24 protein-coding genes and 2 pseudogenes are annotated in these 26,382 nt (G+C 56.8%); 15 read left to right on the top strand and 11 right to left on the bottom strand.

Annotated features, from left to right (window positions below; genetic code table 11):
* Nucleotides 1-38: 38 nt before the first annotated feature.
* From RGR602_RS11535 to RGR602_RS11555, 5 genes are read right to left on the bottom strand one after another with little or no spacing between them, the layout of a single operon-like run.
* Nucleotides 39-1,046 carry an ATP-binding protein gene (locus RGR602_RS11535; RefSeq protein ID WP_039845217.1) on the bottom strand — a complete coding sequence of 336 codons (1,008 nt, stop codon included), beginning with the start codon at nt 1,044-1,046 and terminating at the stop codon, nt 39-41.
* Between the two features lie 60 nt (nt 1,047-1,106).
* On the bottom strand, nt 1,107-1,559 hold the full coding sequence (locus tag RGR602_RS11540; RefSeq protein WP_039845218.1) for a hypothetical protein: 453 nt from the start codon (nt 1,557-1,559) through the stop codon (nt 1,107-1,109).
* 10 nt (nt 1,560-1,569) lie between these two features.
* On the bottom strand, nt 1,570-3,936 hold the full coding sequence (locus tag RGR602_RS11545) for a hypothetical protein (RefSeq protein WP_039845219.1): 2,367 nt from the start codon (nt 3,934-3,936) through the stop codon (nt 1,570-1,572).
* The gene (locus tag RGR602_RS11550; RefSeq protein WP_039845220.1) at nt 3,933-4,325 is read right to left on the bottom strand and encodes a hypothetical protein; all 393 of its coding nucleotides are present in this window, start codon (nt 4,323-4,325) and stop codon (nt 3,933-3,935) included. Before RGR602_RS11550 ends, RGR602_RS11545 begins: the two co-directional genes overlap by 4 nt.
* Nucleotides 4,326-4,327: 2 nt before the next feature.
* Complete coding sequence (locus RGR602_RS11555; protein WP_039845221.1) at nt 4,328-5,227, bottom strand: hypothetical protein; 900 nt, start codon at nt 5,225-5,227, stop codon at nt 4,328-4,330.
* A 438-nt stretch (nt 5,228-5,665) separates the two neighbouring features.
* On the opposite strand from RGR602_RS11555, the gene RGR602_RS11560 reads away from it, so the two are divergent.
* From RGR602_RS11560 to RGR602_RS40005, 3 genes are all read left to right on the top strand, one after another.
* A complete protein-coding gene (locus RGR602_RS11560) occupies nt 5,666-6,295 on the top strand; it encodes a hypothetical protein (protein WP_170251311.1) in 630 nt (209 codons plus the stop codon).
* A 248-nt stretch (nt 6,296-6,543) separates the two neighbouring features.
* Nucleotides 6,544-6,828 (top strand): 3-keto-5-aminohexanoate cleavage protein, encoded by a 285-nt coding sequence (locus RGR602_RS39665; protein WP_082046530.1) that lies wholly within the window; start codon nt 6,544-6,546, stop codon nt 6,826-6,828.
* A gap of 858 nt (nt 6,829-7,686) precedes the next feature.
* Nucleotides 7,687-7,899, top strand: coding sequence for a hypothetical protein (locus tag RGR602_RS40005; RefSeq protein ID WP_456107040.1), 213 nt, complete (start codon nt 7,687-7,689; stop codon nt 7,897-7,899).
* 482 nt (nt 7,900-8,381) lie between these two features.
* Here the strand turns inward: RGR602_RS40005 and RGR602_RS11570 are convergent, their stop codons facing one another.
* On the bottom strand, nt 8,382-10,409 hold the full coding sequence (locus RGR602_RS11570) for an AAA family ATPase (RefSeq protein WP_039845224.1): 2,028 nt from the start codon (nt 10,407-10,409) through the stop codon (nt 8,382-8,384).
* A gap of 171 nt (nt 10,410-10,580) precedes the next feature.
* On the opposite strand from RGR602_RS11570, the gene RGR602_RS37100 reads away from it, so the two are divergent.
* From RGR602_RS37100 to RGR602_RS11585, 4 genes are all read left to right on the top strand, one after another.
* Nucleotides 10,581-10,730, top strand: coding sequence for a hypothetical protein (locus RGR602_RS37100; RefSeq protein WP_203226151.1), 150 nt, complete (start codon nt 10,581-10,583; stop codon nt 10,728-10,730).
* 151 nt (nt 10,731-10,881) lie between these two features.
* On the top strand, nt 10,882-11,370 hold the full coding sequence (locus tag RGR602_RS11575; RefSeq protein ID WP_203226152.1) for a hypothetical protein: 489 nt from the start codon (nt 10,882-10,884) through the stop codon (nt 11,368-11,370).
* 5 nt (nt 11,371-11,375) lie between these two features.
* Nucleotides 11,376-11,876, top strand: a complete 501-nt coding sequence (locus RGR602_RS11580) for a hypothetical protein (RefSeq protein WP_203226153.1) — start codon at nt 11,376-11,378, stop codon at nt 11,874-11,876.
* Nucleotides 11,877-11,934: 58 nt separating this feature from the next.
* On the top strand, nt 11,935-12,225 hold the full coding sequence (locus RGR602_RS11585) for a hypothetical protein (RefSeq protein WP_203226154.1): 291 nt from the start codon (nt 11,935-11,937) through the stop codon (nt 12,223-12,225).
* 293 nt (nt 12,226-12,518) lie between these two features.
* Here the strand turns inward: RGR602_RS11585 and RGR602_RS37105 are convergent.
* A pseudogene (locus tag RGR602_RS37105) lies at nt 12,519-12,689 on the bottom strand (DUF3606 domain-containing protein); the annotation flags it as partial.
* Nucleotides 12,690-12,988: 299 nt separating this feature from the next.
* Nucleotides 12,989-13,333: pseudogene (locus RGR602_RS11595) on the bottom strand (ImuA family protein); the annotation flags it as partial.
* Between the two features lie 342 nt (nt 13,334-13,675).
* Here RGR602_RS11595 and RGR602_RS37110 point away from each other — a divergent pair.
* The 4 genes from RGR602_RS37110 to RGR602_RS11615 all read left to right on the top strand — a co-directional run bounded on the left by RGR602_RS37110 (nt 13,676) and on the right by RGR602_RS11615 (nt 17,342).
* Nucleotides 13,676-13,831 carry a hypothetical protein gene (locus RGR602_RS37110; protein WP_203226155.1) on the top strand — a complete coding sequence of 52 codons (156 nt, stop codon included), beginning with the start codon at nt 13,676-13,678 and terminating at the stop codon, nt 13,829-13,831.
* Nucleotides 13,828-14,739 (top strand): acetamidase/formamidase family protein, encoded by a 912-nt coding sequence (locus tag RGR602_RS11605; protein ID WP_039845230.1) that lies wholly within the window; start codon nt 13,828-13,830, stop codon nt 14,737-14,739. The genes RGR602_RS37110 and RGR602_RS11605 overlap by 4 nt, the downstream gene beginning before the upstream one ends.
* Nucleotides 14,740-14,888: 149 nt before the next feature.
* Nucleotides 14,889-16,661 carry an RNA-directed DNA polymerase gene (locus tag RGR602_RS11610; RefSeq protein WP_203226156.1) on the top strand — a complete coding sequence of 591 codons (1,773 nt, stop codon included), beginning with the start codon at nt 14,889-14,891 and terminating at the stop codon, nt 16,659-16,661.
* Between the two features lie 48 nt (nt 16,662-16,709).
* A complete protein-coding gene (locus tag RGR602_RS11615) occupies nt 16,710-17,342 on the top strand; it encodes an SLATT domain-containing protein (protein WP_203226157.1) in 633 nt (210 codons plus the stop codon).
* A gap of 68 nt (nt 17,343-17,410) precedes the next feature.
* Here RGR602_RS11615 and RGR602_RS37115 read toward each other — a convergent pair whose 3' ends face one another.
* Nucleotides 17,411-17,581: a hypothetical protein gene (locus tag RGR602_RS37115; RefSeq protein WP_203226158.1), complete on the bottom strand. Its 171-nt coding sequence runs from the start codon at nt 17,579-17,581 to the stop codon at nt 17,411-17,413.
* Nucleotides 17,582-18,102: 521 nt separating this feature from the next.
* On the opposite strand from RGR602_RS37115, the gene RGR602_RS11625 reads away from it, so the two are divergent.
* The gene (locus tag RGR602_RS11625) at nt 18,103-18,546 is read left to right on the top strand and encodes a hypothetical protein (RefSeq protein WP_039845233.1); all 444 of its coding nucleotides are present in this window, start codon (nt 18,103-18,105) and stop codon (nt 18,544-18,546) included.
* A 116-nt stretch (nt 18,547-18,662) separates the two neighbouring features.
* The gene (locus tag RGR602_RS11630) at nt 18,663-19,403 is read left to right on the top strand and encodes a hypothetical protein (protein ID WP_039845234.1); all 741 of its coding nucleotides are present in this window, start codon (nt 18,663-18,665) and stop codon (nt 19,401-19,403) included.
* A gap of 65 nt (nt 19,404-19,468) precedes the next feature.
* Here the strand turns inward: RGR602_RS11630 and RGR602_RS11635 are convergent, their stop codons facing one another.
* The gene (locus tag RGR602_RS11635) at nt 19,469-19,903 is read right to left on the bottom strand and encodes a hypothetical protein (RefSeq protein ID WP_039845235.1); all 435 of its coding nucleotides are present in this window, start codon (nt 19,901-19,903) and stop codon (nt 19,469-19,471) included.
* Nucleotides 19,904-20,023: 120 nt separating this feature from the next.
* Nucleotides 20,024-21,784, bottom strand: a complete 1,761-nt coding sequence (locus RGR602_RS11640) for an ATP-binding protein (protein WP_203226159.1) — start codon at nt 21,782-21,784, stop codon at nt 20,024-20,026.
* Nucleotides 21,785-22,331: 547 nt separating this feature from the next.
* Between RGR602_RS11640 and RGR602_RS11645 the strand changes: the two genes are divergently transcribed.
* Both RGR602_RS11645 and RGR602_RS11655 read left to right on the top strand, forming a co-directional pair.
* Nucleotides 22,332-24,833 (top strand): DUF4238 domain-containing protein, encoded by a 2,502-nt coding sequence (locus RGR602_RS11645; RefSeq protein WP_203226160.1) that lies wholly within the window; start codon nt 22,332-22,334, stop codon nt 24,831-24,833.
* 282 nt (nt 24,834-25,115) lie between these two features.
* Entirely contained in the window at nt 25,116-26,276 is a 1,161-nt protein-coding gene (locus RGR602_RS11655) for a hypothetical protein (RefSeq protein WP_039845237.1), read from the top strand.
* The last annotated feature ends 106 nt before the right edge of the window (nt 26,277-26,382 follow it).

The following is a 26,382-nucleotide window of genomic DNA, read 5'->3' on the forward strand; positions in this document are numbered from 1 at the left end:
CTGTGCGGGCGGTAAGTTACGCGGGGTGCACGCCAACATCACGCCGCTTTCCTGCCCTGAACGCCATGCTTGGCCACCCACCGCTTGAATGGATTGTACGTCGCGAGGCCCTCGCCGATCGTATATTCGTCCGAAGCTGTAGACAGGTGTTCCCACCGAACGCTCTGTGCCCCTTGTTCCAGAGCATATTCGACCGCGTTGGCTATGATGTTGGAAGCGTGCCCGAGGTATCCATTTGAGGCCACGAACAGGCACGCGACCGTCGGGCGACCAATGAAATTGGAGCGCTTCGGCATCAGGCCGTGTCTCTGCAACTCCAGTCCGACCAGACCGCAATAGTCATGGAAACACTTGCGATGCTCAAGTTTTTTCCAGTTCAGTTTCCCGATCCATAGCCGCTTCGGGCATCGCGCGCTAATCTGACCGTCGCTGAAAACCTTCTTCTCAGCTTCCTCCGTGCCAACGAAGACAACAGGCACTCCGTCGAGCAGAAAACCTTTCAGGGTGTTGTGAACCCGTCCCGCTTCGCTCCCAAGATGTCCCGACGATCCTACGAGAAGGTGTTGCATCTCGTCGAATATCAGCAACTCGGTACCAAAATCCTTGATATATTTTAGAATTCTCTCCTTCTTCTTTCCAAGTGTCTTCCCCTTCTCCGGATTAGGATCGCCGTACGCACGGAGAATGTCTTCGAGCAAAGACATCAAAGTAGATGTTCCCGAGACAGTGATGTGGATCACCTTTCGCTGCTCTTCAGCAACGATGTGACGAGGCGTTTCAGGCGGGAATAGCCCGATCCTATAGCAGTAATCGACTACATTCTGCTGAATGTAGATTCTTACGATGCTGGATTTCCCGCTTTGCCTGGGTGCAAACAGACATGTTCCCCGAGACTCAGCCTTGAAAGCGTGGCCGGAGATAATCCTACGACGGACCGCACGCAGCTTGTCGAACCGTTCGTGCGCTCGCGTAAGAAAGATGTGAGGAATTGCGATGATATTGCGATACACGTACTCGAATTCGTCTTCGGTGAAAATGTCCTGCATGGATTTCTCCCTAGCTCCATCGAATGGTGAAACTGCAGCGTGCGTGGTTCGAGGCGCTTTCTAGTGCCGAGTGAAAGGCATTGCGGAGGACGGCCGTGACGGAAAGTCTTCCGTAGGCACCAGCGCAACTAAAGGCATGGTGCCGAGGCCGACACTAAGCCCGCCACTGGCCCCGGAGCGAAGGCTTACGACTAAGATGCGGCCGGGGGTTAAGCCCTCGCTGACGACGTAGATGGGTGCCGCGGCGCGCTGATGGAAACGGCGACCGTTAGCCGTTTTCTCAAAAATCCCCGCGCCTGCCAAAAAATTGGTCGTCACTTCGTCTTCATGATAACGGCCGTAATCCATCAAGATTCCCGTTGGCGTCAGCGTCTGGATCGACACCCGGGCGTTTCCGAGCGCGAGTTGGCGACGCAGGTTTGCAACGAATTCAGCCCGAAGGCCGCGGAAGAGTTCGTCTTCGGCGAAGAGAAGCTCGGATTGAACGTCGGAAGAAGACAGGCTTCGCGTCATGTCGTTTGCCTCATTGCTTCGTTGAAGGCGTGAAAGAGGGCGTCTGGAAACCGTAAGCCCGAGCAAGTTCGTCGAGGTTGGCATCATCGTCTTCTGAGTAGGCGTCGAACGCCTCGAACTGCTGGTCCGAAAGAGCGGATGCGGAATGCTTGGAGGGAACGGGAGGTTTGCTGGAGGCCAGCTCGATTGTGGGTGGAGCATGGACCGCTGGTGCGGGAGCCTGTCGAGCTCTTCCCCCGCCGTTTGTGCGAGGTCTCCTGCCCTTGATTGCAGTCACCTCGTCGACCCGCTCGCCCAGCGCCGCGCTGATCGGAACCTCGTCCGGCTTCACGCGGCCCTCAATCGACGCAGGTACCTTGATGTCGACTATGCGGCTACCCGGTCCGAACTCGGGCTTCTCGCCTCCCCGCAATACCCTTATGGTCTGCTTGGCGACCCCGTGACTGCTGGTAGCGGTAAGCTTTTCCAGGTCCTTGTTGAACTCGGCGCGCAGTTTGGCCTTATCTTCTCTGGTGTGCCAAGCCTTGTTCAGCTTGGTCCGATAGGCTCTTTCAGCCTCGGAGAATGCGAACGAAACAGGCTTCTCGACGTAGAAGCTCTCGGAATTCGGTATCTCCACAATTTCCTTAGTACGCGGGTTGATTACAGCGATGCTCGAGACATCCATTTCGTCGTAGAGGGCGTCCGCTCGGAAACTTTCGGCCTGAAGGCGTTTTCCTTTCTTGGCACGCCCGGCGTTATCGCTCATGAGCTTTGAGATCAGCCTCTGATCCGTAAAGTGGTGCCCCTCGAAATTGATGCCGTTCGGAGTGACGGTGACCTTATCATGGCGGCGAAGGAGAAGCCTGTATGACCGCGCGTCGTCGACGGTGGTGCGCCCATGCTCTTCCAGTCCTTTGGTCCACATTCGGGCCGGAGCCATTCCGATGCCATCATGAATTTCCAGATGGTATTCCATGATCTTGTGGCTCAGGAGTTGCCTGAGCGCATCTAGGCTCAGGATCGCGGCGTCCCTTGGGTCGAGCATACCGGCTTCCTCGGAGTCCTTGTGGGGGATGGCTCCGGGCAATGTCCGGATCGCGACATTCATCGTGGCGTTGAAACGCTCGATCCACGGTTTGAATTCGGGTGTGTAGATCGGTGCATACTCAATGAAGAACCCGGCAACGTCCCCTACGGTTTGCAGCGTGCGGCCGATATGGGCCTTCGCGTTATCGAGAATGAGTGTGTAAAATGAGCCGAAAGCGTCTGTTGCACCTTTGCATGCACCAAAACGGGCTATCCAATCTTCCTTTGGCGTTATGACGTGCCGCAAACCTGCCATGAGGGTAGCGATATTCGGCGGGTCGTATGTGAGAATGAAACCAACGACCATTCTTGAGTACAGGTCGATAGCCCACACGAGCCAGGGTCGTTTGAAAACGAGCTTTGTCTCGCCTTCTATCTCGATTTTCTCCAGGCACCAGATCGGGGCCAAGGTTTGATCCAAGATGATCGTCTCAAGCGGAGCAACCGCTTCCAGGCCCTTCCCCCGCCCACGCAACTTCCGGTTCGCCACTCGGCTACCGTACTTGATGGTCAGCGTCTCAGAGCTACGCGCTTCTATGATCCAGTTTCGAATAGTCTCGTAATCCGGGGGCTCGCGGTTCCACTTCTCCCAATTCGCAGCGTCTTCTGATCTCGCCCATTCAGTTCTTTGCGGGAAAAACCTGTCGTCGAACCACTTATAAGCGTCCTTGTACCGGGTTGCCGCCTTTTCGTAGAAATGTTTGACCGCGCCTTTCAGCAGATCGTAGACGAACTGCGGAAACTTGTTTCTCTTACGAGAGCCGCCGGTCTTTCTAAGATAGAGTGCAAGCGTGCGTTTCCCCGGTTCGCCGACGACGAGGGCCTTTCTGATCGCGCTTTTCGAGGGAGGGTTGTCGAAACCTGCGTCTTTTCCGTCATATCCGTCCCTCACTGCGTAGGGGTACGTTTCAAAGATAAAATCGGTGAGACCATCGCCGCTTTCGAACCGGGAGTTGTCATGGGCCTGGACGTAATAAAGTAGACGCGCGGCCCTTCTAACGTCCTTGCTCTGTGTCTTGGCCTTCTTTTCTTCGCGCTCAGAAAGGCGCTCCTTTTCCGGAATATTGATCAGCGCCTTCAACTCATGGGCTTGCAAAGACCTGATCGGCTTTCCCCGAACCAACGTTTTGATCGCGCCACCGCCTGACTGCATGATCGCCAGTTCAAGGCGGGAGATGCGAGCAATTTCGCCTTCATCGGACCGCAGGACTACCGGGTCAGCTTCAGGGTCGCTGTCGACGGTGTAGTTGCCTTGAACCTTCTTCCCGAGGAAAAGAAAGCGGTCCCCTGTCGAAAAGTCGAGGATCATGTTTCCTCTCCTCTCTCGAGGAAGGCCTCAAGGTCCGCGTGTTCTTCATCCGAGGCGTAACGGTCCATGATGTAGGAAAGCAGACGTTCTGTTTCGAAGCGCCTCTTTTGCTTTCGGACTGACTCGAAGCGTTCCTCTGCGAGCGGTGAGCCGGCAAACAGCTTGGGTAGAGCGGAACTCGTTGTCGACTGGCCTACCCTCGCCCAATGGATCACTTCGCTGCGCGCAAGCGAGGCGTAAAGTTCCTCTCGCCCGATGAATACCGTGCTGCCATCGCTCGCATTAAGCTGGAGCGGGTCCCGATCCGGGTCTCCCGAAACCGTTAAAATCCCGCGCAGCTTGCCCGAAAGGAAAACGTATTGCGCTCCCTCGTAGACGTCCAAAGTCATGCCTAGTCCCCCTTGTGAAGTAGATACACGGCGGCGTCGTCCGCGATCCCGTTTCTGAAGTCGATCGATAAAAGGCCGCGGTAGTGCAGGCCGTGCAGTTTGGCGCGCCCAACGATCCGGCCGCCTAGCGCCCGCTCCAATTGCCACCGCCTAGCCTCTGTTCGTCCGCCGAAGACGTCCAGCCACACCAGGTCGTCATGGATGTCGCCGGCCACCTTTTTTCGCCAGTCGATCAAGCGGACCATGCGTAGAATCTTGGGTAATAGGTGATCCGACTTTCGAAGCTCTAGGAAATGGAAGTTGCGTCGGCCGTAGACCTCTCCGGCCAGCTCCAGCTTGTGCCTGTACTTCTCATCGGAATCGCGTGCGTCCTTGTCGGCCTTCACCTCGATGATCAATGTCTCCAGATCGTATTCGGAAACGGAGGAGGTAATCGGTACGAGGCATGCGTCGCTGAAGGAGACGCCGCTTTGGAGGTCGCGGAGGAATGAAGGATGCACGCGGAGAAGAAGGTCCGGGAAGTAGATCAGCGGCTTGCCCCTGTTCTTTCGGACCTCGATCTCGAGCCTATGAGGTTGCGCCAGGAGATACGAGACCCTGCTCGACAGGTCCGCAAGCTGCATGACGTTCACCTCCAACAGCGAGTCCCACGGCATCGACCGGAAACCCGCTTTTATCGTTGGAAACCACCCCGTCGGCCTTGTCTGCCGCCCATCAACAATGGTTCTGATTGGGCCACCGTTCTCGGCCCAGTAAAGGGTCGCTATCGACGAAAGGTTGTGATGTCGTCTAGGGAGCTCCTCGGGTACGCAAGCATCCGCGGTAAAAGCGTCGAAAAGCTCGTCTTCTGTGGCAACATTGTCTTGACCGAAAACGGCAAACGGGTCGAACGGCTTCGTCATGCCAGCTCCGCGCGTGCTTTACCACGGCAGGAGGGCTGATAGAGCTTGGTCACCCGTGAGCTGCCTACCGGGCACAACCTTTTCAACAAGCGCATTTTCATCTGTACCTTCCTGCTCTGCATTCGACTGGGTGAACGAAAGGGTTCCGGGCCACGATTGAATTCGCAGACCGACCTCGCGAGATTTTGGACACACGGGTGCGCTGTGCTGGAAGCGCTCGAAAGAACGTGCTAATGATTCGGAGACCCTTGACCTCGGGTTCCTCGGGTCGACTCGATGGGCGGCCGCATTGCGAGTGCGAGCCGCCCAGCCAGCTTCGCCGCCGAACTTGGGCGTCCAATCCCACAGATGTTAGTCAGCTCGCAGGATGCGTTTCCTGCTGCTCAGCTATCAAATCCGTGAAGAAATGCGGTAGCGTCTGTCCGCTAGGGTGACTTCGTGCTAGTCACCGATAGTCCCTCCTGTCCTCTGTTCCTATCTGCAACGGAGGGAGTTGCGAGCTCACTCACCGTCGATATCGACTCGATCAATGGGGCGAGCGTAGCACCAAAACATGCGCCTGCAAGTCGAGATACAGAAAAAATGAACACAGATTCACAAATCTCCAAATCCGACCCGAACGCAAACCCAGGCGTCGAGGAGGCCTACAGGCTGGTGGTCCTGGAGATCAAACAGCTCGAACAGGCTCGACGCAACATCAGCGCGAGGCTCGAGAAAGCTGTCTCCGCTAGGGACCTGCTCCGCCAACTTATCTTATCCGACACCTCAGAGCATGAAGACAGCAAGGCATCATCCAATGCGGGGTTGAAACGGAAGAAGCCGACAAAACACCACCGAGGAAGCCTGACGGGTGAGATCGTGAAGCGATCGAGGGCGATTTTGTTGTCTGCAGGTCGGCCTTTGGAGCGAAGCGAACTCCTAGAAGAGATCGAACGCGACGGCTTCAAGGTGAAAGCAAGCAACCCGGCCCGCTTCATCGGACGCACCCTCTGGGAGAGTGAGGAATTCATCCACGTTCCCAAGGCTGGATATTGGATCAAGGGCCAGCATCTTCCTGAAGCCGAGTGACGTCCTGAATTAGGTCCACGATGAGGTCCTCAATTACGGTCGTTAAATTCCGATTCCGTTAATTGTAGACTTCGCGTGCCGCGGGTCGAGTGGCAGCCGGGCACGTTATCCCGATAGCCTGTGCGCATTTGGCTCACCGCTAAAGCCGATCAATCTTCGCTTTCGTCGTCATCTTCTGTCGGAACTGCTGATCTAAGAAGCCCCAGAAGGCTGGCACGAAGGCGAGGCTCTCCTATGCCCGCGTCGGAATGGAAGACAACATCTACCTTTCAAAGGGTGTGCTTGTTGAGCGGAACGCCCAGCTCGTGTCGCGCGCCGCAGAACTCATCCGCGGGCTAGGCGCGCAGCTGGCGACTACGTCCGAAGCCCGGGAAATGCTCGCTGTAGGCCCGCCTGGAGTGTTGCCTGTTCACGACCACGTGGCCGCTCGAGCGCGGCCTTCCCCAACCGTTTCCAACTTAGAGAAAGGATACCCATGTCGTATGCATCCGGTGAGGGCCGCAGGTACCATATTTCGGATAGCCAGAAACTGAACCTCGTGGTGCTTCTCGGAAGTCTCCGCAAGCAGTCGTTTCACTCATCTAGGATCGGTTGACACCCTGGCATCCATAACGACCGAGAACGGCAGGTCCGACAATGGGGTTTGTCCACGCCAGACACGGTGGAGATTGCGGGCCGAGGAAACCGCCATGGCGAAGTGCCTCAGCCGCTTCCATGGAGGTGGTCATGATCAGGTCGGCGATCTCGCGGTCGAAACCATCGCCGTAGAAGATGAGCTTTGCCCATTCATGCCGGAATAACAGATGGTTGTCGAATGTTTTCCAAGGGTTGGCGCAATCTCTTGTAGTCGGACCCCGAGTGTGGGCCAGCCCGCGAGCGGCATGGAGAAGTGCGGCTGCTACGCCACCTACGTAAGAACCTTAGAATCTTGGACGCCGCGACCGTGTCCTCATAAAGTGAGCTTGAAAGCCCGGCAATGTCGATCTAGGGGGTGGAACGGGCGTAGGCTTTGCAAATCCTTGGATCGGCGCGCCAAATAGCAGGTGATCTACCACGCTCTGGCGGTGAACGGGGGTCACGATCACTCGCTCGCGCGGAAGGTAATTCAGCAACCAGAGCACTCCCGCCGCAGGTAGCCAGGGCAGAGGAAATTCCGCGTCACCAAAATCCAGAAACAAAGGTCGGCTCCCTCCCCGCCAACGTTCGATGATTGCTGTTGCGCGATCCCATAGAAGCCATGCTCGAGTTTTAGTCTCAGCCGATGGGGAGCAGGTCGTGATCTCTTGGCGGAACGAAGACAGATCGCGTTTTAGCCGCATGCCGTCGACCACCCACATCATGGGATCGTAAAACGCCTCGCGCGATGTCCTCTCCTGCGGAGTGATCGCGGAGTGCTGGAACTCTATGACGATGCCGCTCGCCGTTTTCACGTCTGCGATGTGGACTTCGCCGTCTACGGCTCGATGATGGATTTCCTGCCATTCCGTCGGAAACAGGTTCTTCCATGCTCGATGCCATTCTGTCTCGGGCTCCCACCAACGGTCGCAAACAGCGGTGCTGACGTGGGCCCAGTGGTGAAGCCGCTTGAGACCGCACTTGGCTAGCGTCGCCGATCCGCATCCGGGACAAGTCCCACGGATGCCAGGCATTGCTTCCTGTCGGATTCCTTCTACGAGGGCGAATTTCATTGTCATCTCCAAACGGTCATGAGTACGCCCGAAAGGCGCAAGCCCGGTTCCTAGTAGGGAAGTTGGCGGGCGGCTTGGTTGCCGCTTGGAGATTCTTCGGGCAGTTTCGGCTGCCTCATCTTGTTATCGTCTGGTCCGCCTGACGATTAGGACAGGTTACCTTACCCCTTTGCGAAAGCAATTGGGGCTTTGAGCGCGGAATGCTTGATCCTCAAAGGAATTTGGCGATCCAATGCACGGAGGCCTGCAGTACTCTGGGAGGCTTGCGAAGTCGTCGCCCCGTATAGTCGAAACCAGGCATCCATCCTGATGCCGCCTCCTCCAGTTCCGCCATGGCATCCTCGCCCTCCAACAAGACCACCAGGACCTGCACCGAAAAGTCGGCGGCCGGGAGGACCTCACGCGAGAGCCTTGTTCACCGCTGTGAAGAGGGCTTCGAATTGCTTGACCTCATCACTCGTAAGGTCGTTCGCGGAGTGATCTTTGCTCCATCTCAAGAATGCCTTGGCGAGACGGTACTTCTTGAAGTCCTTAATCTCCTTGGTGAAGATATCGACGATTGGTCTATCGGCGCTTTTTGCTGCTGCCGCCCCGACATCGACACCGAACTCGCCCTCGGCGACTTCGATCAAGGTCGTGCGAAGAAGGTCCTCGATTTCGGAGGTCTTCACTTTGGAGATGAGGAAGTCGTCGGTTCTGAGGAGTGCCTTCTGCTTGAGCGTGTGGGTCAGCACGTCGTGGCCCGCAACGGTGTCGCCCGCCCTGTCCGAGTCCAGTAGTGCCGCCACCTTCAGGCTGTTAGCATGGAGGATGGTCGCAAAGTACGCGATCTTGCTGGCAGTGCCCGCCGGGATCATTGCAATCTTGCTATCGAGGTGCGTCCTCTCCGCGGCCTCAAGAAGCGATGATACGGCGTCGATATACCAGTAGTCGGTCAGCCCCTCGAGGATGAAATTCTTCTTCTTGGTGAACAGGCTCTGGGCCAGATCGTAGCCGAGCGCCTCCTGAAGGGGTAGGAGGCCAGCGGGATCGTTGGAGGTGATGGTCGTGTGTACTTTCGTGCCGACACTCCGATCGGTCATCTCGACCACCCGGACCAGTTCAAGTTCGCCGCTGCCGACCAGGAACGGAGAATGGGTGGTGAAGATGGTCTGGTTGTTCTCCGCCAGGCGGGAGATCGTCTTCTGGAACTCTCGCTGCTTCAGGGCGTGCAAGCTGACGCCGGGTTCATCGAGCAGAAGGATCGCATTGCTGTAGTTGTCCTGTGCCTCGGCGAAGAACACGACGAAGAACGAAACCAACCACTGGAAGCCCTCGGAGCGCTGATCAAGCTCGACCGATACGCCGAGATCGTCTTCAACCACGACTTTGAGATACTGACCGTCGGCGAAGACCCGGAGTCTGTCGGCCTCGGCGCGGGTTGGATCGGGATTCCAGATCGAGCGGATTTCCCTGGTGAGCATGGCGCTGGCTGCGTCGAGCTGATAGTGACGCTCATCGGTTTTCCGCTCGATGGTCGCAAGGTTCTGCTGACTGCCGTCCTGCCGCTGTTGATCGGTTACAGTGCCTGCCGTTGCCAGCTCCTGCGCCGTGAATCCGAGCAGTTTCAGGAGGCAAAGGTTCCCATAATCGTACTTGTCATCGTCCATGAGCTTCTTGGATTGCCGCTCGTGGAGATGCGCCAGGTGAATGCGGGGACGAACCCTGAAATAATTGTTCGACAGGACGAATACAGGCATGCGCGCTTCGAGCGTTGCCAGCACATCGTCTAGTGCGTCGCCTTCGTCCAACGAGGCCATCGCCGCATCGTAGGACTTCTCGACCGCCGAACCGTCTTCGATGGCATTGAGGTTCTTCTTCAACCATACCCGGATTTTCGAACGATCGTCCTTCGAGAGATCGCGTGTGCGATGCACTCCCTCCAGCACCCGTGTCAGCTCGTCGAGCGATTTGGTCGTCTCCGTGCCGGTTTCCGCGAAACTCTTATTGTCGGAATTGGCAGCGATCCTGTCCAGGTTCTTCTGGACGTCGGTCAGTGAAACGCCAGTTCTGGGCAGGTTGGTGCTGTGAAGGCCCTTATTATTCAGCAACCTGGTGAACGAGTAGGTTGTGATCTTGTCGCGAAAGGATTCTGGGACCGCATCGCGGTCATCCTCGTCGAGTTCGAACGTCGCCTCTACGACGGGCACTGTGGCGGGGTCTACTTTGCCCTTGGTGATGTCGTTGTAGAGTGACCGCGGATAGTCTCGCAGCGCATCGAGAGGCGCGACGTCCTTTGGACGGTGCAGTTGTTGAATTGCTTGAAGGATCGCTGATTTTCCTGCCTCGTTGGGTCCAACGAGGATGGTCTTCTCACGCTCGAAATCGATGACTCCGGTGTCCTTGATGCTGCGATAATTCATGACCCGCGCAGTTTTGAGCTTCACTCGACCCTCCAGCTTTACATTCAGATTTCATGGTTTACTGGAGAATGATCTTTTGCAAGCCTGCCGGGCAATCGTACACGTAATTGGTTGTGGAATAGACCGTGGAAGAGCTGGCTTCTCAACGGGACGAGGCTGGGCTAGCCTCCGTCTTCAACTGATTCACGGGCGCTGATGGCTACCAGTGTGACGCTCGCCGACCTCTTCCCCTACGACGATGGCACCGTTCTCGTCGCACGCGATGCCATGGCTGGAGTTCCACGCCACATTTCCCAGGTCGCGAACGGACTGCTTCGGTTGCGGACGCGCCCTTATCGCTCGTAACGGCGGCGATATCAGCCTGCGCAGGCACTCTTTCGCCCATCGCCCTGACGAGCTGTCCGCAAACTGCGCAACTGCCGGCGAAACGGCGCTGCACATCCTCGGAAAGGAAATCATAGCCCGGCACGGCAGGGTCACGATGCCGGATACCTGGATGACCGATTTGGACGGCAAGCGTCGTCCCGTCACATCTCGGCAATCAATCGCGCTCACTGATGTCCGCCTCGAAGCTGCCGAGGGTGACATTGTTTCCGACATCGTCGCTATAAGCCCGGAAGGCCGGAAGCTCTTCATCGAAATCCGGAATACCCATGGCTGTCCTCCGGAAAAACTGGAGAAGCTTGCGGCCATGGATGTCGATGTTCTCGAAATCGACGTCTCCAGTTACCGGGCTCATCCACTCGATAACCTGGATGAAGTCATCCTTGACGTCGCACCTCGCGTGGTAATCCAGAGCGCCGCGCTGCGGTCAATGGCAATAAGGATTGCCGACGAAAGGGCCGCAAGGGAAGAGACCCGGCAAACCGATGCTGGCCGCAGGGTTGCGCTCTACCGCGACCGCCAAATGGAGAATTCACCGCGCGCGGCCGAACTTGCGGATCAGATGATCGCGCTCGGGTTTTTTCGGACCACATGGACCTAGACGACATGAAGTCGTCGGCGTTTCGGGTCCCGAGACGGCAATGGCAGGCCGCCATCCTCTACAGGCTCGGGGTGACTGTTTATCCCGACAAGGTTGGCGCAGTAGCCATGCTGGAACGTCTGCGGGAGCGGAAATGGTCCAAACCCGAACTCGACTTCATGTCTTCCGATGACACGAACTGGATTGCCAAACACATCGCTCCGGACTTCAAGTCGGCATACGAGGAGGTCGCCAGTTACTTGAGGCGTCTTCGGAAGGAGGGTGTCGTCCATGAAGATATGGCCGGCAGCTATTACATGAACCAAGGCGGGCGCGAAGCGATCTCGCAGGCGGCTCGGGAACGATCGAGGCAGACTGTGCGCAGGCAGGACCTGGATGACGCTCTCGAAGAAATCCGTGACCTGTTGTTGCCTGATGATGAGGATTGGGGGGATGTCGACGTTTGGCTTGAGGAACGGGCGATCGAATTTGGGCACCTCGGTGGGAAACCTGCTCCAGCAAGATGACCGCCGATTTGATCACCTGATTGGTACCTTGAAAGCGATCCGGGCGTCGATCGTCAGGATGAAGCGTTTCGAGCAAGACGAGCCGCCCGAAGACTTTGCAGGGCTTCCGTTGGAGAGACTTTTCCTTCGGCTACAGACCGCCCGCTTCGACGCCGAGGAGCGCGCTAAGGCCGAGCGGGCCGACCGCCTCAGGCGCGAGGCAGAAGACAGGGTGTCGGAGGCTGTCCAGGCCGCGAACAAAGTTTTCATTGATCCAGGCTCACGCCTGGATACGATCCGACCCGATAGCAGCGGGAAGACACCCCGGGAGATGGCGGCCGACAGTCTCGTCGGCCTGGGAAGGTTTTAGGGGACATTTCCAAAGTCAGGGCACGGAGAGCGGAAGAAGAGCGCTCAGAACGCCTGATGGAGACGGCGCTCGACAAACTTCGAGCCGAGGTCGCCCGCACAATTCCGAGGCAGGACCTCGCCGATCTCTGGATGAGGCAATCGTGGCCTCATCTCGGGGGAGCAAGACCACAGGACTACTGCGTCGACGAGACCACCCTTTCCCGCTGTCTCGAAGTCCTCGCTGAAACTCAAGGAGCGCAGAGCGACGTCGGTGATTGGTTGAGGTCCGAGCTGTTCGGGTCGTTGTGCCCATTTCTCGAGGCGCTCTTCGACCTTCGCGCGGCTGTTGCCGACCTCCTTGACCGTCTGCTTCACCTTATCTTTGGACACGCCTTCCTTTTTGGCTTCGTAGCGAACCTCGTGGTCCTGGCCACCCGCCACCCGGGCGCGGTCCTGGTTGCGGCCTCTCGTGCTGTTTGACATCTGGCTGGTCTGCTTATTCTTGAACCATGCCGATAACAGCCCCGCAGATTCCGAAAGCTCCAAGCTGGGATATCAATTGGATTTTAAGCAAAAGCCGTGAACAATCCGGGGATGGTAAAGCGACCTGGAAAGCCAAGCAACTCGATCCCCCTACTGCACGATGAGCCTCCGCTCCGTGGAGGCCCGTCGCCAACAACGCGATCCGCGCCAGCCAAACCTTCCTTTCGACCCGATGCCCGACCGGATCGAGCCAGCCCTCGCGCTCCTGAAGGTTAAAGCCCCGCAAGGCGACAGATACATTCCCGGATCGCCTCGACGTAGATCACGCGATCCGGATGAAGTCCGACTTGGGCCAGGGCGGGCGCGAACAGATCGGGCCGCGCCAGGCACCAGACGACCTTGCCTTTCGTCCGGGCAGCCACTCCGGCGGCGAACAGGGCAGCGGCTGCTCCATCGACGACACCTGCGCCGCCTCCGGCGAACTCATGGACGGCACCGTAAGCCAGCCCGCCGCTCGGAAGCCGCTCGTCGATCTCTTGAACGCCAAACGGGAGAACAGCTTTCGGACGGACCACCGCGCCTTCGAGATGCTGGATGCGATCCCGCAGCTCGGAGATGATCGGATTCGCGTTCGTCTGCGCCATGTTCGGCTTCATCAAATAAGTTTCCATTACCCGCGAAAGCGAGTATGTTCGCTATTTGTTCACAATCCGATTGTGAGTCAATGTGCATATATTGGGTGGACTTTTCGGAGGCCTTGGTCGTCCACACAGATACAGGATCGGGAGTTCGAACGAATTCAAATCGCTAGATGAGTTCCGTCCACAGGCTACGAAAATGTCATCAATAAGAAAAAGTACCTATGGCGAGCTGACCACCCTCCCCGACTATCGCGGAGCGGTCGCTGCCGTCGCGTGCAGGGCCTTTGATCATATGATCTTACAGAGGACACCCGCCGTTGCGTTCTCGCCGAGGCAGTCGACGCCGTGATCGATCAAGACGCCCGCCTCATGGCCGAGCAGTTCGTGATCGGAATGTTCGGAACTTTGGCATCGACGGCTCGCTGCCCGACGCGTAAGTTCATCGAACCACAGATCATCCTGCGCGAGCATTCCAGTCATCTGAGCGGAAACTTACAATGACGACCCATCATTTTGTCGCCACTTCATTTCACAATGTCATCGGGACAATACCCGCCGCGCTGAAGGTGGCAAGCGGCGATATCGTCATCACCCGCACAATCGACGCGGCGGGTTATGATGAGGAAGACGTCCAGCGCGCGACCGGTCCGAATCCAATGATCGGTCCGATTTTCGTTGAAGGTGCCGAGCCCGGAGATTCGCTCAGAGTTGAAATTCTGGAAATGACACCTACTAGAGATATTGGCTTCACGCGAAGTGTTGTGGCGGCGAACGTTATTGATCCCGAAACAGTTCGCGATCTTCCGAGGTCTGATAAGACGCTTTGGGAAATCGATCGGCAGGCGATGACCGTGAGACTGAAAGAACCGGTTGCGGGCATCGAAAACTTGGTTCTACCTCTGTCACCCATGGTTGGGTGCTTCGGTGTTGCCCCCAGTCTCGGTCAGGCAATCTCGACTGCGACAAGCGGCGAGCACGGTGGGAATATGGACTATCGCGTCTTCGGTCCAGGGACGACAGTCTGGTTTCCCATATTCTCTCCCGGCGCTCTGTTCTTCCTCGGCGATTGTCACGCGATCCAAGGCGATGGTGAAATCGTCGGCACTGGCGTTGAAACGACCTTTGAGGTGACCGTGAGGCTATCAGTCGAAAAGGCCAAGCCGATGTCGTGGCCGAGGGCTGAAACAGCGGACGACATCATCACGGTTGGAAACGCAAGGCCGTTGGATCAGGCGCTGCAGCACGCAACGACCGAAATGCTGACTGTCCTAATCACGGACTATAAACTGACGAGAGTAGCGGCGAGTCACCTCCTCGGCCAGGTCGTCCGATACGATATCGGCAACGTGTTTGATCCTGCCTATACGGTCGCCTGCCGGGTCGCGAAGAAGTGGCTTCCGTCTCGTTGAGTGACCCTGCGAGCTATGCTGCGCCCCACGCTACAAAATGGTGACCCATTCCCAATGCAAGTGACTTACAGGCAAACGGTGGCGCTCTGCCCACATTGAAAGAAGGCCCCGTACGCCTTCCAGTGCGGTCGTGGTTCGTTAGACTTTTTTTGCCGCGCTCAATCGCCCTCTTGCAAAATCAACCTCGAGTGGCTTTAGAAAGACTTGGGTTGAGATTGAGGAAAACAGTCGTGGTGAAGCTCAGGTCCGAAGCGGCGCGGCATCGAAAATTCTTGGATTACGGCTACTTCGCGCCGGAACTCCCCCCATGCTTCTCGTCACGGGGTTTCGGCGCGAAGGGAGCTTCGCTGCTTAAACAGATAAGGAAGCTGCCGAGGGTTAAAGGGAGGCCGGCCTATCAAAGGTTCGTGTCCGAAAAGGCGACTTTTTACTATCCTCGCTTCAACAACACCGATCGTCTTCACTCGGTGGTCAATCCGATCTCGCACCTGTTTACATCTGCCCTGATCGCCAAACACTACAGGGAGCTTCGGGACGTCGAGCGGGAATCCAGCTACTCCCTGTCGGCATCGTTCTTCGATTGGAACGGGCAGCGGGCGCTGCGCCGACCCGTCTTTGCCAAGCGCGACGAGTTCACATCCCAGTTGTCGCCGCGGTTCGAATACACTGTCACCACCGATGTGCGGGCGTTCTACCATTCCGTATATACGGGCTCGATCCCGTGGGCCGTCCATGGAAAAAGCGCAAACACAAAGATCAGGCCGGCGCTTTTTGGCAACCAACTCAGTCTCCTCATCCGCAATGCGCAAGGCGGCCAGACAACCGGTCTTCCCGTCGGCCCGGACACTTCGAGAATCCTCGCCGAGGTGGTCGCCTCCAGGATAGACAGCGGAATCGATGGCATCCTGCAAATGAAGAAAGGCGACGCGGCTAGGTTCGTCGATGATTTCACATTTGGCTGCAACTCCGTTGAGGAAGGCCACCGGATAATCGCAGAGGTCAGGCGTGCCGCGGCGGAATTCGAACTTGATATTGGTAAAGAGAAGACGACGATCGAGCCGACTAACCATCTCGCCTATGTCGGCTGGCAAGACTACATGAAATCACATCTGCCGGGGAAAAAGCCGGACAAGGCTTCGTTCGAACGCTTTTTTTACGTCGTCCACGACATGACAAAGCGTCACACCAACCTGAACATCGAGAAGTTCGCGATGTCGAGTTGCCGGACAGCCTTCGTGGAAAGCGAGGACTGGGACTTTCTCCAAGAGCACATCGTGTCATCGTACCGAAGGAACTCCACCTTGGTAGATACGCTCGTCGAAGCCATCCTACTCCGTCACGAAGCGCGGGGCGATCTCAATATGTCCGCGCTGTCGGATTTCATAGCGGCACGCTTGCCGATGCTGGGTGCGAACCAGAGGACCGGCGAGATTCTCTGGCTGCTTTATTTGGCATGTGCGCTGGACATCAAGATTAAGGCAGAGGCGCTCTCGATGTGCCTGAGGATGCCGAACCCAATGATCGCGACGCTCGTGACGCATGCGGAAACCCAAGGACTGGTAGAAGGCGCGATCGATAGGACCTACTGGCAGTCTTACGCAAACGCGGAAGGACTGCGCTCGAACATGTTTCTCTTTGCGTACGAGGCCGCCAAAAACGAGTGGGAAGAAGATGTCACGTATTGCGAAGACGATGATTTCTACGGGCTTTTTTTCGATGCCGAATTGTCCTTCTTCGACATTACGCATGGTAGAAAGGACCTCTCCCAGGTATTGACAGAGAGGGAAAGGGAAAACCGCCTATCACGTTTACTGGCCTCCCGGACCGCCCCGAACGAATTCACCCTCGACCCCGACGACGAGTTCGACGACACGGATTTCGATGACTTCGAAATTCGACATGTTGATCCCGACATTTATTAGACCAGAACAATGAACATCAATCCAACAAGCACCTTTTCAAGTTCCCCTATGCCAACCACGAAAACCCTAGAATACTACCAGTACCTGACGGATCACGTGATCGCCGGAACCAGAGGCGCTAGGTTCACCGCTGCGAGGCTCTTGATCCTCAAGGAGCGTGCCAGCCTTCTCATCCAGTCGGTCCTCGCCGTTCTGCTTATCTGGGTCTCGGTGATCCTGCTGGCATACCCGGGCATCGACGAAACCCTCACCCGCAAGCTGGGTATCGTCTCAACGATGTCGTCCGTCGCCATCCTGGCAATCACGTTATTCGAGTATGCTCTCGGGCGCGGGCTGCTTGCCGCAAAGCTTCATGACAGCTCGCTCAGGGCCACTGCGCTTATGCGAAAGCTGGAACGGGAACTGGCAAACCCGCAGCCGTCGCTGGCGGTATTGGAGCAAGCAGCCGAAGAATTCGAACAGGAAAACATCTTGACGAACGTGAACCATTCGGCGGTGGATTTCACGTTGCACAAATACTCGCGCGCCAAGTCCGAATCCGGAATCGCCAATTTCTTCTATAGCGCGAGGAGCTTCGTTGCGCAGGCGATCGTGATAGCACTCTCGGTATCGCCAGGCCTCCTCACCCTCATCGTCATCATCTACCAGGCCCGGCACCTTCCGTTCCTGGGGGTGCAGTAGGCTACAAGCCCGACTCACGTCTCTGAATAGACGGGGTCCGCCAGCCATCGCCAGCGGACCCCACTGCCTTACTTATTTTGAAGGCGGCGCATGGCGGCGTTCGCCTCGGCTACGGCCTTCCAACGGGCACCGGTCACTTCACCGGAAACGATCGGGGCCTTGCTTTTCTCGGCGACAATCCACTCCCAGCGGTTATAGCCGCGGGCGTAAATATGCATCCCCGAGGTTAAAAGGATCATAGGTTCTCATAGGAACTCCTTTCGAGGGTTGCAATTCCCAAGAGGAGTCGGTTCACCGATAGCCCCGCTTGGGGCTCTTCCCGGTTAACCTCTTTTGAGGACGTGACAACGACGATGGCGTCGATGCTGGCGACATGGTCGCCATGAAAAAGCGCCTCCCTCTGCGTCGATACGGATGGCGTGTCAACGGCAGATATCGAGAAGCAGACCGCTGATGGACTCGGCATATCCTGTTCGACTTCCGGTGCCAAATCGGAACGCCCAAGTGAAAGGCCTGCGGTGTCCTGCTAGCGCTTTGGCCCTGTTGGATGAATCAAACCTGCCACTTGCCGTCTGATGTTTCGACGGTGAGGCCGGCGGGTCGGGGAATATTGGCGCTATTCCCTCCCCACAGAAGCAACACGGGCCCCACTCGACATCTTCCTGCTCGTCGATCATTTTTCTTCACCAAGCTCATAGAACACACGACTGGTTGCTGGGTTTGGGTCTGGTCGGCTGGCGCGCTCGCGCGAGGAGGTATCATGCCACGAGGGAAGCAGAAGCCGCGCCGCGCATTCGCCCTGCCGGAGATCGAGGTCGGTGACTGGCATGGGGAGTTCGCTGGTCCCCCCTCAGGCAACATCGGTCAGCACATACAGCCGGGTCCGCCCATCATGGTCGTAGAGTTTACCTACTTGATCCTCGGAGCGGTGGTCATTTCGCCGATCAGCAAGTTCCAGTGGCCAGCAGCGGTCTCCTTCTGGGTCCGAACGCCGTTAACACCCGAAAGAGTCGAAGCTGGCCTTATGTTTAAATCCGATGAAATTCCGTCTGTGAATGTCAGCTTCGAAGTCACGCGGCAGCAGTTCACCGAGACCTGCTGGCTGTGCAGAGAAAAATTGCTAAAGGATTTTCATTTCCGAATTGGGCCTGGGACAGATGATCATTGGCCGCTGGAGAGCTGGGGAGCTAGTTTTCGGCTTTGATTGACCGCGATGTCAGACGCCTCGCCAAAGAAGTCGCCGTGAGCCCCCATGCCAAACCGACATACTCATGGTTAGCGTCGTTCCCGTTCCCATTCGCCAAGTGAGAGAAAAAACCAATGCTTGAAGACGACCGGATATGGCATGTACGAGATTTGGTGAAGGAGCACGTTTCAAGCCCATCGCTGCGGCACATTCGGGACCCAGCTGCAATACTTTCGATCTCGCGTCGGATTCTGAAGAAAATCGATCGCGGCACCGGAATTTGGCAGAAGTGGGAGGGAGAACGCGAGGTCCTCATAAAATCGGCCGTCGGATGTTGGATTCCAACTGACAGACTCAGGGACTATCTGAATCTCTTTTCCGGTCCGAAGCTCACTTCCACGGACGTTGCGCAACGGATGAAGGCCATCGAAGAAGAACCTTATACTTCGTACCCAAACGATGACCTACGTGAGGGATGTCTGGCGATCTACAATGAAGAAACCGCGCTTGGAACAGAGCTGCCGGCAATTATCGGCCGTATCGCCGATTTCGTTTTAGAGGAGGAGCGTTTACGCGTTGAGTGCGAGCAGCGCTACAAGCAGGCGCGCCTTGAAGAGCAGGACGCCGCCGAAGCTAGATTGATGGCTGGAGCGGATTGTAAATGGACCCAGTTGCGAGGAGCGCCTCACGTTTATTGTCGAACCAACGGACGTACCTACCGGCTTTCGCCGACAGCCGATAAAAAATGGGAGCTTTTCCGGGTAGACAGGCCGTCGCCGGACGACAAGGGTGAATATATCGGTCGATACGGTGGCCGTGGTAACGCGACAAAAGTCGTCGCTGAGATAGCATATCAGGCGGAGCACCGGCGCTAGGGGCGAAACCGGTGCTTTAGTTGCAGGTGTCGCCGGTGCGACCGGCAACACCTGCAACTTCGATCTCAAATACGTGGGAAGGTGTCGGCACGAACCTTCCGATAAGCGTTCGATGAGCGGATTCTCGAAAGCCGCGTCCGTTCCGCTCCCGTCGTCGGACGCTGTCTTACGGTCGTTTCCCTCCCTATTAAGACAAGCCGGTCTCCGGCCGGAATTCCCGTACAAAAAGCAGTCCAAGCGTCTCTCCAGATCAGCGCCTGCTCCGGATCGGGCACATCCCCTGGTTCAAACGCCTGCGGAGTCAGCACACGAGCGAGCTGCCGATCGCGTTCCTTGCGGGCCGCCGACCTCACGGCACGCTCAACGTCTTCGGCGTCGCCGACGGTGTCGACGATGCGATCAAGCCGCACGTCGTATGCATCGGAACGATTAATTGATGTTGCTCGGCTCGCTGCCGCCTGGATGCGGGCGTACTCCGCCCATTGAACGTCTTCGTCCATTCTATGTCTCCTTTGTGAACCGCCGCTGTGGCGATCTTCGAATAAGCCCGGACCCGAGAAGGACGGCTTTGAAGGACGCTATGCCTTCAAGACCATCTCGGAGCCGAACAGCCCTTAATATCAGCTTTCAAGTTGTGTTGCGAATGCTTCCGACCATTCCCTGCGCATTTTGTCGAACAACTTTGTGCGCTCGGGGTCGCTCCGCCCCATTAAGGATTGTGTTCGAGCCAACGAGAACAGAAGCAATTGCAGTCCGACCATCACGTCACTTGCGCCGGAAAATGCCGATGCGTCTTCGTCGCCTTCGCTCTCGGGAGTGGCAGCGATCGCGGCTTCCGACAGAGGTTTGTACACACGATCGTAAAAGGGATGCGCCGTGTTGATCGTCAAGATTACCCGAGCAGCTTTGTATTCTACGTGGTAGAACGGCCAAAACGGATCATGGGTATACTTCGTCAGGTATGTCGATCCTTCGACGCGCGCGATTGATGCCTCTTCGGACTCACCCTCACGGCGAACCGACGCCGCAAGTTCTCGAATCTGGATTTGCAGGGCGGCACGCTCGTCTTCAGTTACCGGGTTGGGAACTTCGAATCGGTCAGACTGAACCTCCTCAGCCTCGTTAGCTTTTCGCTCCGCCGCAGAGACGCCGCTTCGATTATTGGCAGCGGCGTTCGTGTTCTGAAACCTGCGGATACGATCTCTCACCGCGCCGACTTCGTTTCCGATGGCCTTCGAAATTTCGTCAAGGACGTAGGGTTTCGGACGAACGCCCTGCTTGTTGGACGACAGGCCCATTGCTTCGTCCAAGTCACCAGAGAAGTCGATCTGGACCCTGAACCAGTTCAAGTCGCCATGCCGCCGCGCAATCTCCGTCATTACGCCGGCGAACATCTCGCGGTCGTTGCGGAGAATGGTCACGTTGTGATCATCATAGAGTCGAAGCGAGTTCTTGCGTACCGACCGCGGAAGCTGGCTCCAGTCTTCGATGGGCAGCTCGTAGAGCCGGATGCTGAGATTACCCTTTTCACCACCTGGAAATCGCTCGATAGCAACGGTCTTGGCCACGACAAGGCGCGATTTCGTTTCCGTAAGGCCATCAATCTGAACGTGGCGAGAATTCTGAGACCAATAGGTCGGGTCAAATGACTCCACGACCTTGTTGTTCACCCAGATTTTCAGGCCATTGTCGATGAACCTTCGGTAAATGCGACCAATGTCTTTCATCGCCCGTTCGGCCAAGGTTCGTGCCTTCCGAGCATCGACACGATCGCAATCAGGAACGTAAACGAGGGTCCCCGAATTGCCCAAAGCTTCGAAAACCTCCTCCTCAGTATGAGCCACAAGCTGCTGATCATCTCGGTTAGGCCAAATCATGGGCTTGCAGAGAATCGAAGCAACCTCAGTGGGAAGATCATCGACCGCCTCCGGGTCCTCCATCTCGATCATGTTAAGTCGGGATTTTCCGACTTCATCGACGTCCAGCGTCAGCCGGTAGATGTCGTTCTCACTTTCCCAGCTATAGACGTCGAAGGATGGTGCCATGCTAAGCGCGGCGGTCTTCATACCCATGCCGTAACGCCCGATCCCAGTTCGCTTTTCGTAATTCAAGGAACCGCCGAAAGACATCGCGAGCTTGAGAACATTCGGGCTCATCCCCTTCCCGTCATCGAGGACGGCGACGTCAATATTGTAATCGCCCTTTCCGCCGGCCTGGCGAAAGAATACGCGAACGTTGCTCGCTCCCCACTGAATAGAGTTGTCGATGATTTCGCAAAGCGCTGACGTCGTGGATGAATAGCCCTGATCTCGGAGACTGCGAATGAGGGTCTGGCCGAAAAACATCGGTACTTTCGCCCCATCCTTCAGCACGCGGTTCATGACGGCTCGTCCGCCGCGAGGAGCGCTGTCGCCCCAGGTCGCGACATCGGCGGCAGCCTGGATATCAGTTTCGATCGGTTCTACGCCATCGACTTCGGCGAGTTCGTTATTTTCGGGAGAATCGGTATTCAAGACGTGTCTCCTTTTTGTTGGCCGCCGCTGTGGCGACCTCGACAATCATAAGGAGATGGGAAGCGAGGTTTGTTACAGTCGATGTGCAGTAATTTTGCGTATGCGCCATCTATGGCGCTCCTCACACATGGCGAGGTCTTTTCAGGAGACGAACGAACGTCTACGAACGAGTATTTCATTAGAAGGCTCCATACGTCATGGTGCGCCGTATGCGACGCGTCTTCAGGTTCCACAGGGATTTTGGTGGCGGGTGGCTTGAATACCACTTGGAGCTTCTTCGGGCAGTTTAGGCTGCCTCATTTTCTTAGCCGTGTGGTCCGCCTCACGACTGATGGGAAGCTAGACGTCTTTCAGATCGAAAGCAATCGGTGTCCGGAGGGGCGACTGCCATAGGCGCAAATTGCTGGGGATCGCGTTGAGTTTTGTCGGCGAGTGGCGGTTTTTCGGAGTAGCATTCAGGGCAATGTCCATTACACGCAATAACCACTACGTACCTCAGTGGTATCAGGAACGCTTCTTCGAGTCGGGTAAGAACACGCTTGCCTATCTCGACATGACGCCGCCGCAAGAGGTCCTGGCGAACGGACGGAAGGTCGAAAAGAACTCGAGGTTCCAAGCTCCTACCTCGAGGGCGTTCCGCCAACTGGACCTCTACTCGACGTTCTTCGGTACGTCCGTGAACGATGAGATCGAACGCCAACTGTTCGGCGACATCGACACTAGGGGGTCGGTTGCGGTCAGAGCGTTCACCGACACCGATGTCAGCGAACAGCACCGACACTTCGAGACCTTTTTCGAATATATCGACATCCAGAAGGTCAGGACTCCAAAAGGTCTTGACTGGCTTCGCGCCCAGTATCCAATGCTCTCACAAAACGAACTAATGATGGAGATGCAGGGCATCCGGATGATGCACTGCACGGTATGGACCGAAGGCGTCAGGGAAATCGTTTCCGCCGAGGATGCGGGCATCAAGTTCCTGGTCAGCGACCATCCAGTGACGATTTACAACCACGCTGTGCCACCCGTTGCGAAAGGATGCCGATACCCGTTTGACCCATCCATTGCCCTGAAGGGCTCACAAACAATTTTCCCGCTGAACCGCGACTTCTGTCTTATTTTGACGAACCTCGAATATGCTCGTGACCCGGAGGCCCGAGCGCTTGAAAAAAGGACATTCGCGAGAAATTATCGGCAGTCGATGGTTCGAACAGACGCCTTCATCCGCACTCGCAAACTGTCGGACCAGGAAGTCGCCAAAATCAATTTCATTCTGAAAGCCCGAGCACGTCGCTATATCGCCGCAGGTCGTGAAGAGTGGCTCTATCCCGAAAAGCTTGTTGCCGTACCGTGGGCAGACTTACGAAACACGCTGCGGCCTCCCGAGGACGGGCACTGGCTTTTCGGAGGAGAAATGTTTGCCGGATTCGATAGCGGCTACGTCCACTACCAGGACGAGTTCGGCAGAACCGAAGCGCAGCGCGAGTTCCTGTCGAAACCAGCATCCGTGAACCCTCTGCGGCCCCGCGACGACTGCGGTTGCGGATCGGGGCTGCCGTTCAGAGAGTGCTGCAATCCAAAGCCACTGGCCTTGCGACCCGCGTGGGGCTTAATGAGTATCCGCGAACGCAACCTCATGCTGTTCCGTGGCATCGTCAAAATTCTCGCGTTCGAGGAAAAAGAGGATTGGGTTCAAGTCCGACGCGACCTGACGGACGAAAAGATCAGCGAAGTCTACCGCCTCTTCGATGGATTGTGGCCGCTCGAGACGGACATGCTCCAGCTTCTGCCGAAGCCCGATGGCGTCGCTCGTGCTGTCTACACGGGATCGATCCACCCCTCTGCAATCGCAGATCATGCACTAGGAGCGTGCCTGTACTTCGGCGAGCTGATCATCGAGCATCCGTTTCTGCACGCCGGGACCATGAAAAAGGAATTTAGTCCGGTCGAAAACCCTGGACTGTATCGGCAGGAATTCATCAAGACGATCGTGTTCATGATGAAGGTGATGCCATTCGTACAGGCGGGACTGGTCAACCTTGTCCCCGACCTCTGCTACTTTGATCGCCATCTTCGTCTCCAGATGATGGAAATGGCGACGTTCAGAGCGGCTGGCATGAGCACTCCCAAGGATGCACGCATCGAGGCACTGATGAGGGCCGACGCCCAACGTAGCATCATGTCTCTTCCACGCGATGTCCTGCGGAGACATTTCTCAATGGCCTCCACGCAAGGTGAGAGCATCGGTGTCGAGGAAGCTCTCGGCAGCCTTACCAACTTGCGTGAAGCCGACCCGCTGGCGGTTCTTCACAGTCATCTCGAGCCGGGCAAAAAAAACGGAGACGTCAATCTCGTCAGGCTCGCACCGAATTTCGAGATGTCGATGTATCTGGCACAGGCTACGGGCGCGGCAATCATAACGGACAGCGCCATCCGATGGCGCGATGTCCAGTACGCCATTCTCAGGAAGGCACGAAGCAGCGATCAGGGACTGCCGGCTCTTGCCGCCAACATCGAGCGGGATGCTTTTGCCTTCTTAACGGACATCTCGGATATCCGGGAGCTGGCAGCGGATCGGCTCTTTGCACCCTACTCGGCGCTGATGGCGGAAGGCTTCAGATACCTCACGAAATTCACCGATCCAGGCTTCCGGCGTAAACCCAATCTCGAGGCCAGCATCGCCACGCGGTTCGTACGAACTCATTCCGCGGCGCAGAAGTTGATCAGGAAGCGGGGAATGCCTTCGAACGAAGCTAGGATAGCGTGTCTCCTTCCGATTGGTGGCGTTCAAGACAATACGATCAACCGGCTACTGCTGACGTCGAGTTCTGAACATCATCTATCGAGCGTACCCATGGCATACTTTATCGAACCGACAGTTCGGCCCCCGTGCAGCCGCGATGATTCCAGGATGTAAAGCAAAGCGCATCAAGCTGATGGGAAACCGAGGGATGGAATTGATGAAGACCGAGAAGAGAAGCAAGGCGAAAAGATCAACGACTGTCAGGAACCGAGTTTTTACTAAGAAGGTGCGGTGGCCCAGGCCAAATTCCGGCAACGTGACGCACCGGCAGGTCGTGAAAGCTCGGATTCAGGAAGAGATGACGAGTCAGGTCATCCCTAAAGCAGTGGACTGCGGTTGAGCACGACCGCTGACCAACCTATATGCTGGCGACCAGTCTCTGGCATAAGGCACTCCATGACCCTCGAGGAATTCACGGCTCAACTGAATGGCTCCACATTCTGGAAGGAGTTCACGTTCTCACAAAACCAGTTCTCGCCGCGGCCAGGTGAGGAAGTGGAGTTGGCCGACAACTTCGTCTGGCTCGGAGAGACCGCATTCGTGATCCAGATGAAGGAGCGCGAGCGGCCATCCGACGATCCCGAGATCGAAAAGCGCTGGTTCAAGAGCAAGGTTCTCCGCAAGGCCATCAGCCAGATCAAGGATTCCATCGGCTTCCTGCGGGACCATGACAGCATTTCGATCACCAACGGCCGCGGTCAGCGATACGAGGTTCGCGGCGCTGATATCCGCTACCTCGAGAAGATCGTCCTTTACGCCGCCGGACCTTCGTTGCCCGCAGACTGCAAGTCTGTCCGCTATCACGTTAGCGAGACGGCGGGCTTCATCCATGTTTTTGATCGGAGCGACTACAGTCTGGTCGTCAAGACGTTGGCGGTTCCGTACGAAATCCGGAAATACCTGGAATACCGTCAGAAGGCGCTCCTGACGCTCGCGGAGAACGAGACTTTGGTTGTCGAGGGCGACGTCCTCGCAGGCTATATGTCCGACGAGACACTTCCGTCGCCGTCATCGCACGAGGCGCTCGATCGCCTGTTCGACGATGCCGACCAAACTGACCTGTCCCCGATCATGAACCGCCTCGCCGACCACATCCAGACCCCTGCCGCTAGCGGAGACCACTCCCGCATCATGCTCGAATTCGCGAAGCTGCCTCGGTCGGGCTGGAGGGCGGCGAAGGAGAGGCTGGACCTGGCCATCTCCCAGGCCAGGAACGACCAGTTCGAGCGTCCCTACAGGTTCCAGTTCCCGCCGACGGACTGTAGCTTCATGTTCTCGCCGTTCTTTCCCGGAAAGCCGACGACAGGACCCGAGGGTGAGCAGGCGAGAAGAACTGGCCTCCAGAACCTGACGGCGGTCGCGAAATACCTGAGCAGAGCCGCGAGGGGCGTCGGTGTCCTGGTGTCGAAGGACGGCGACTTCCTGCATCTCGACTGGTGCCTGATCGAGGAAGCATGGGAACACGATCCCGAGCTGGAGGCTCATCTGGCGACGAACAACCTGTTCGGGGCCGTCAGGGAGAAGAAGATTGACGGGTATTATTTCGTCAATGGGTGACGGCCAGGATGCGCGTCGGGAACGCATCCACTGATCATTTGAACTACGCGTTCTCGAGCCAAGAGCCCATTTACATGGCTGAATGGCTCGCGGGCCTTCCTTGGAA

This window comes from Rhizobium gallicum bv. gallicum R602sp (genome assembly GCF_000816845.1).
Lineage (GTDB): Bacteria > Pseudomonadota > Alphaproteobacteria > Rhizobiales > Rhizobiaceae > Rhizobium > Rhizobium gallicum.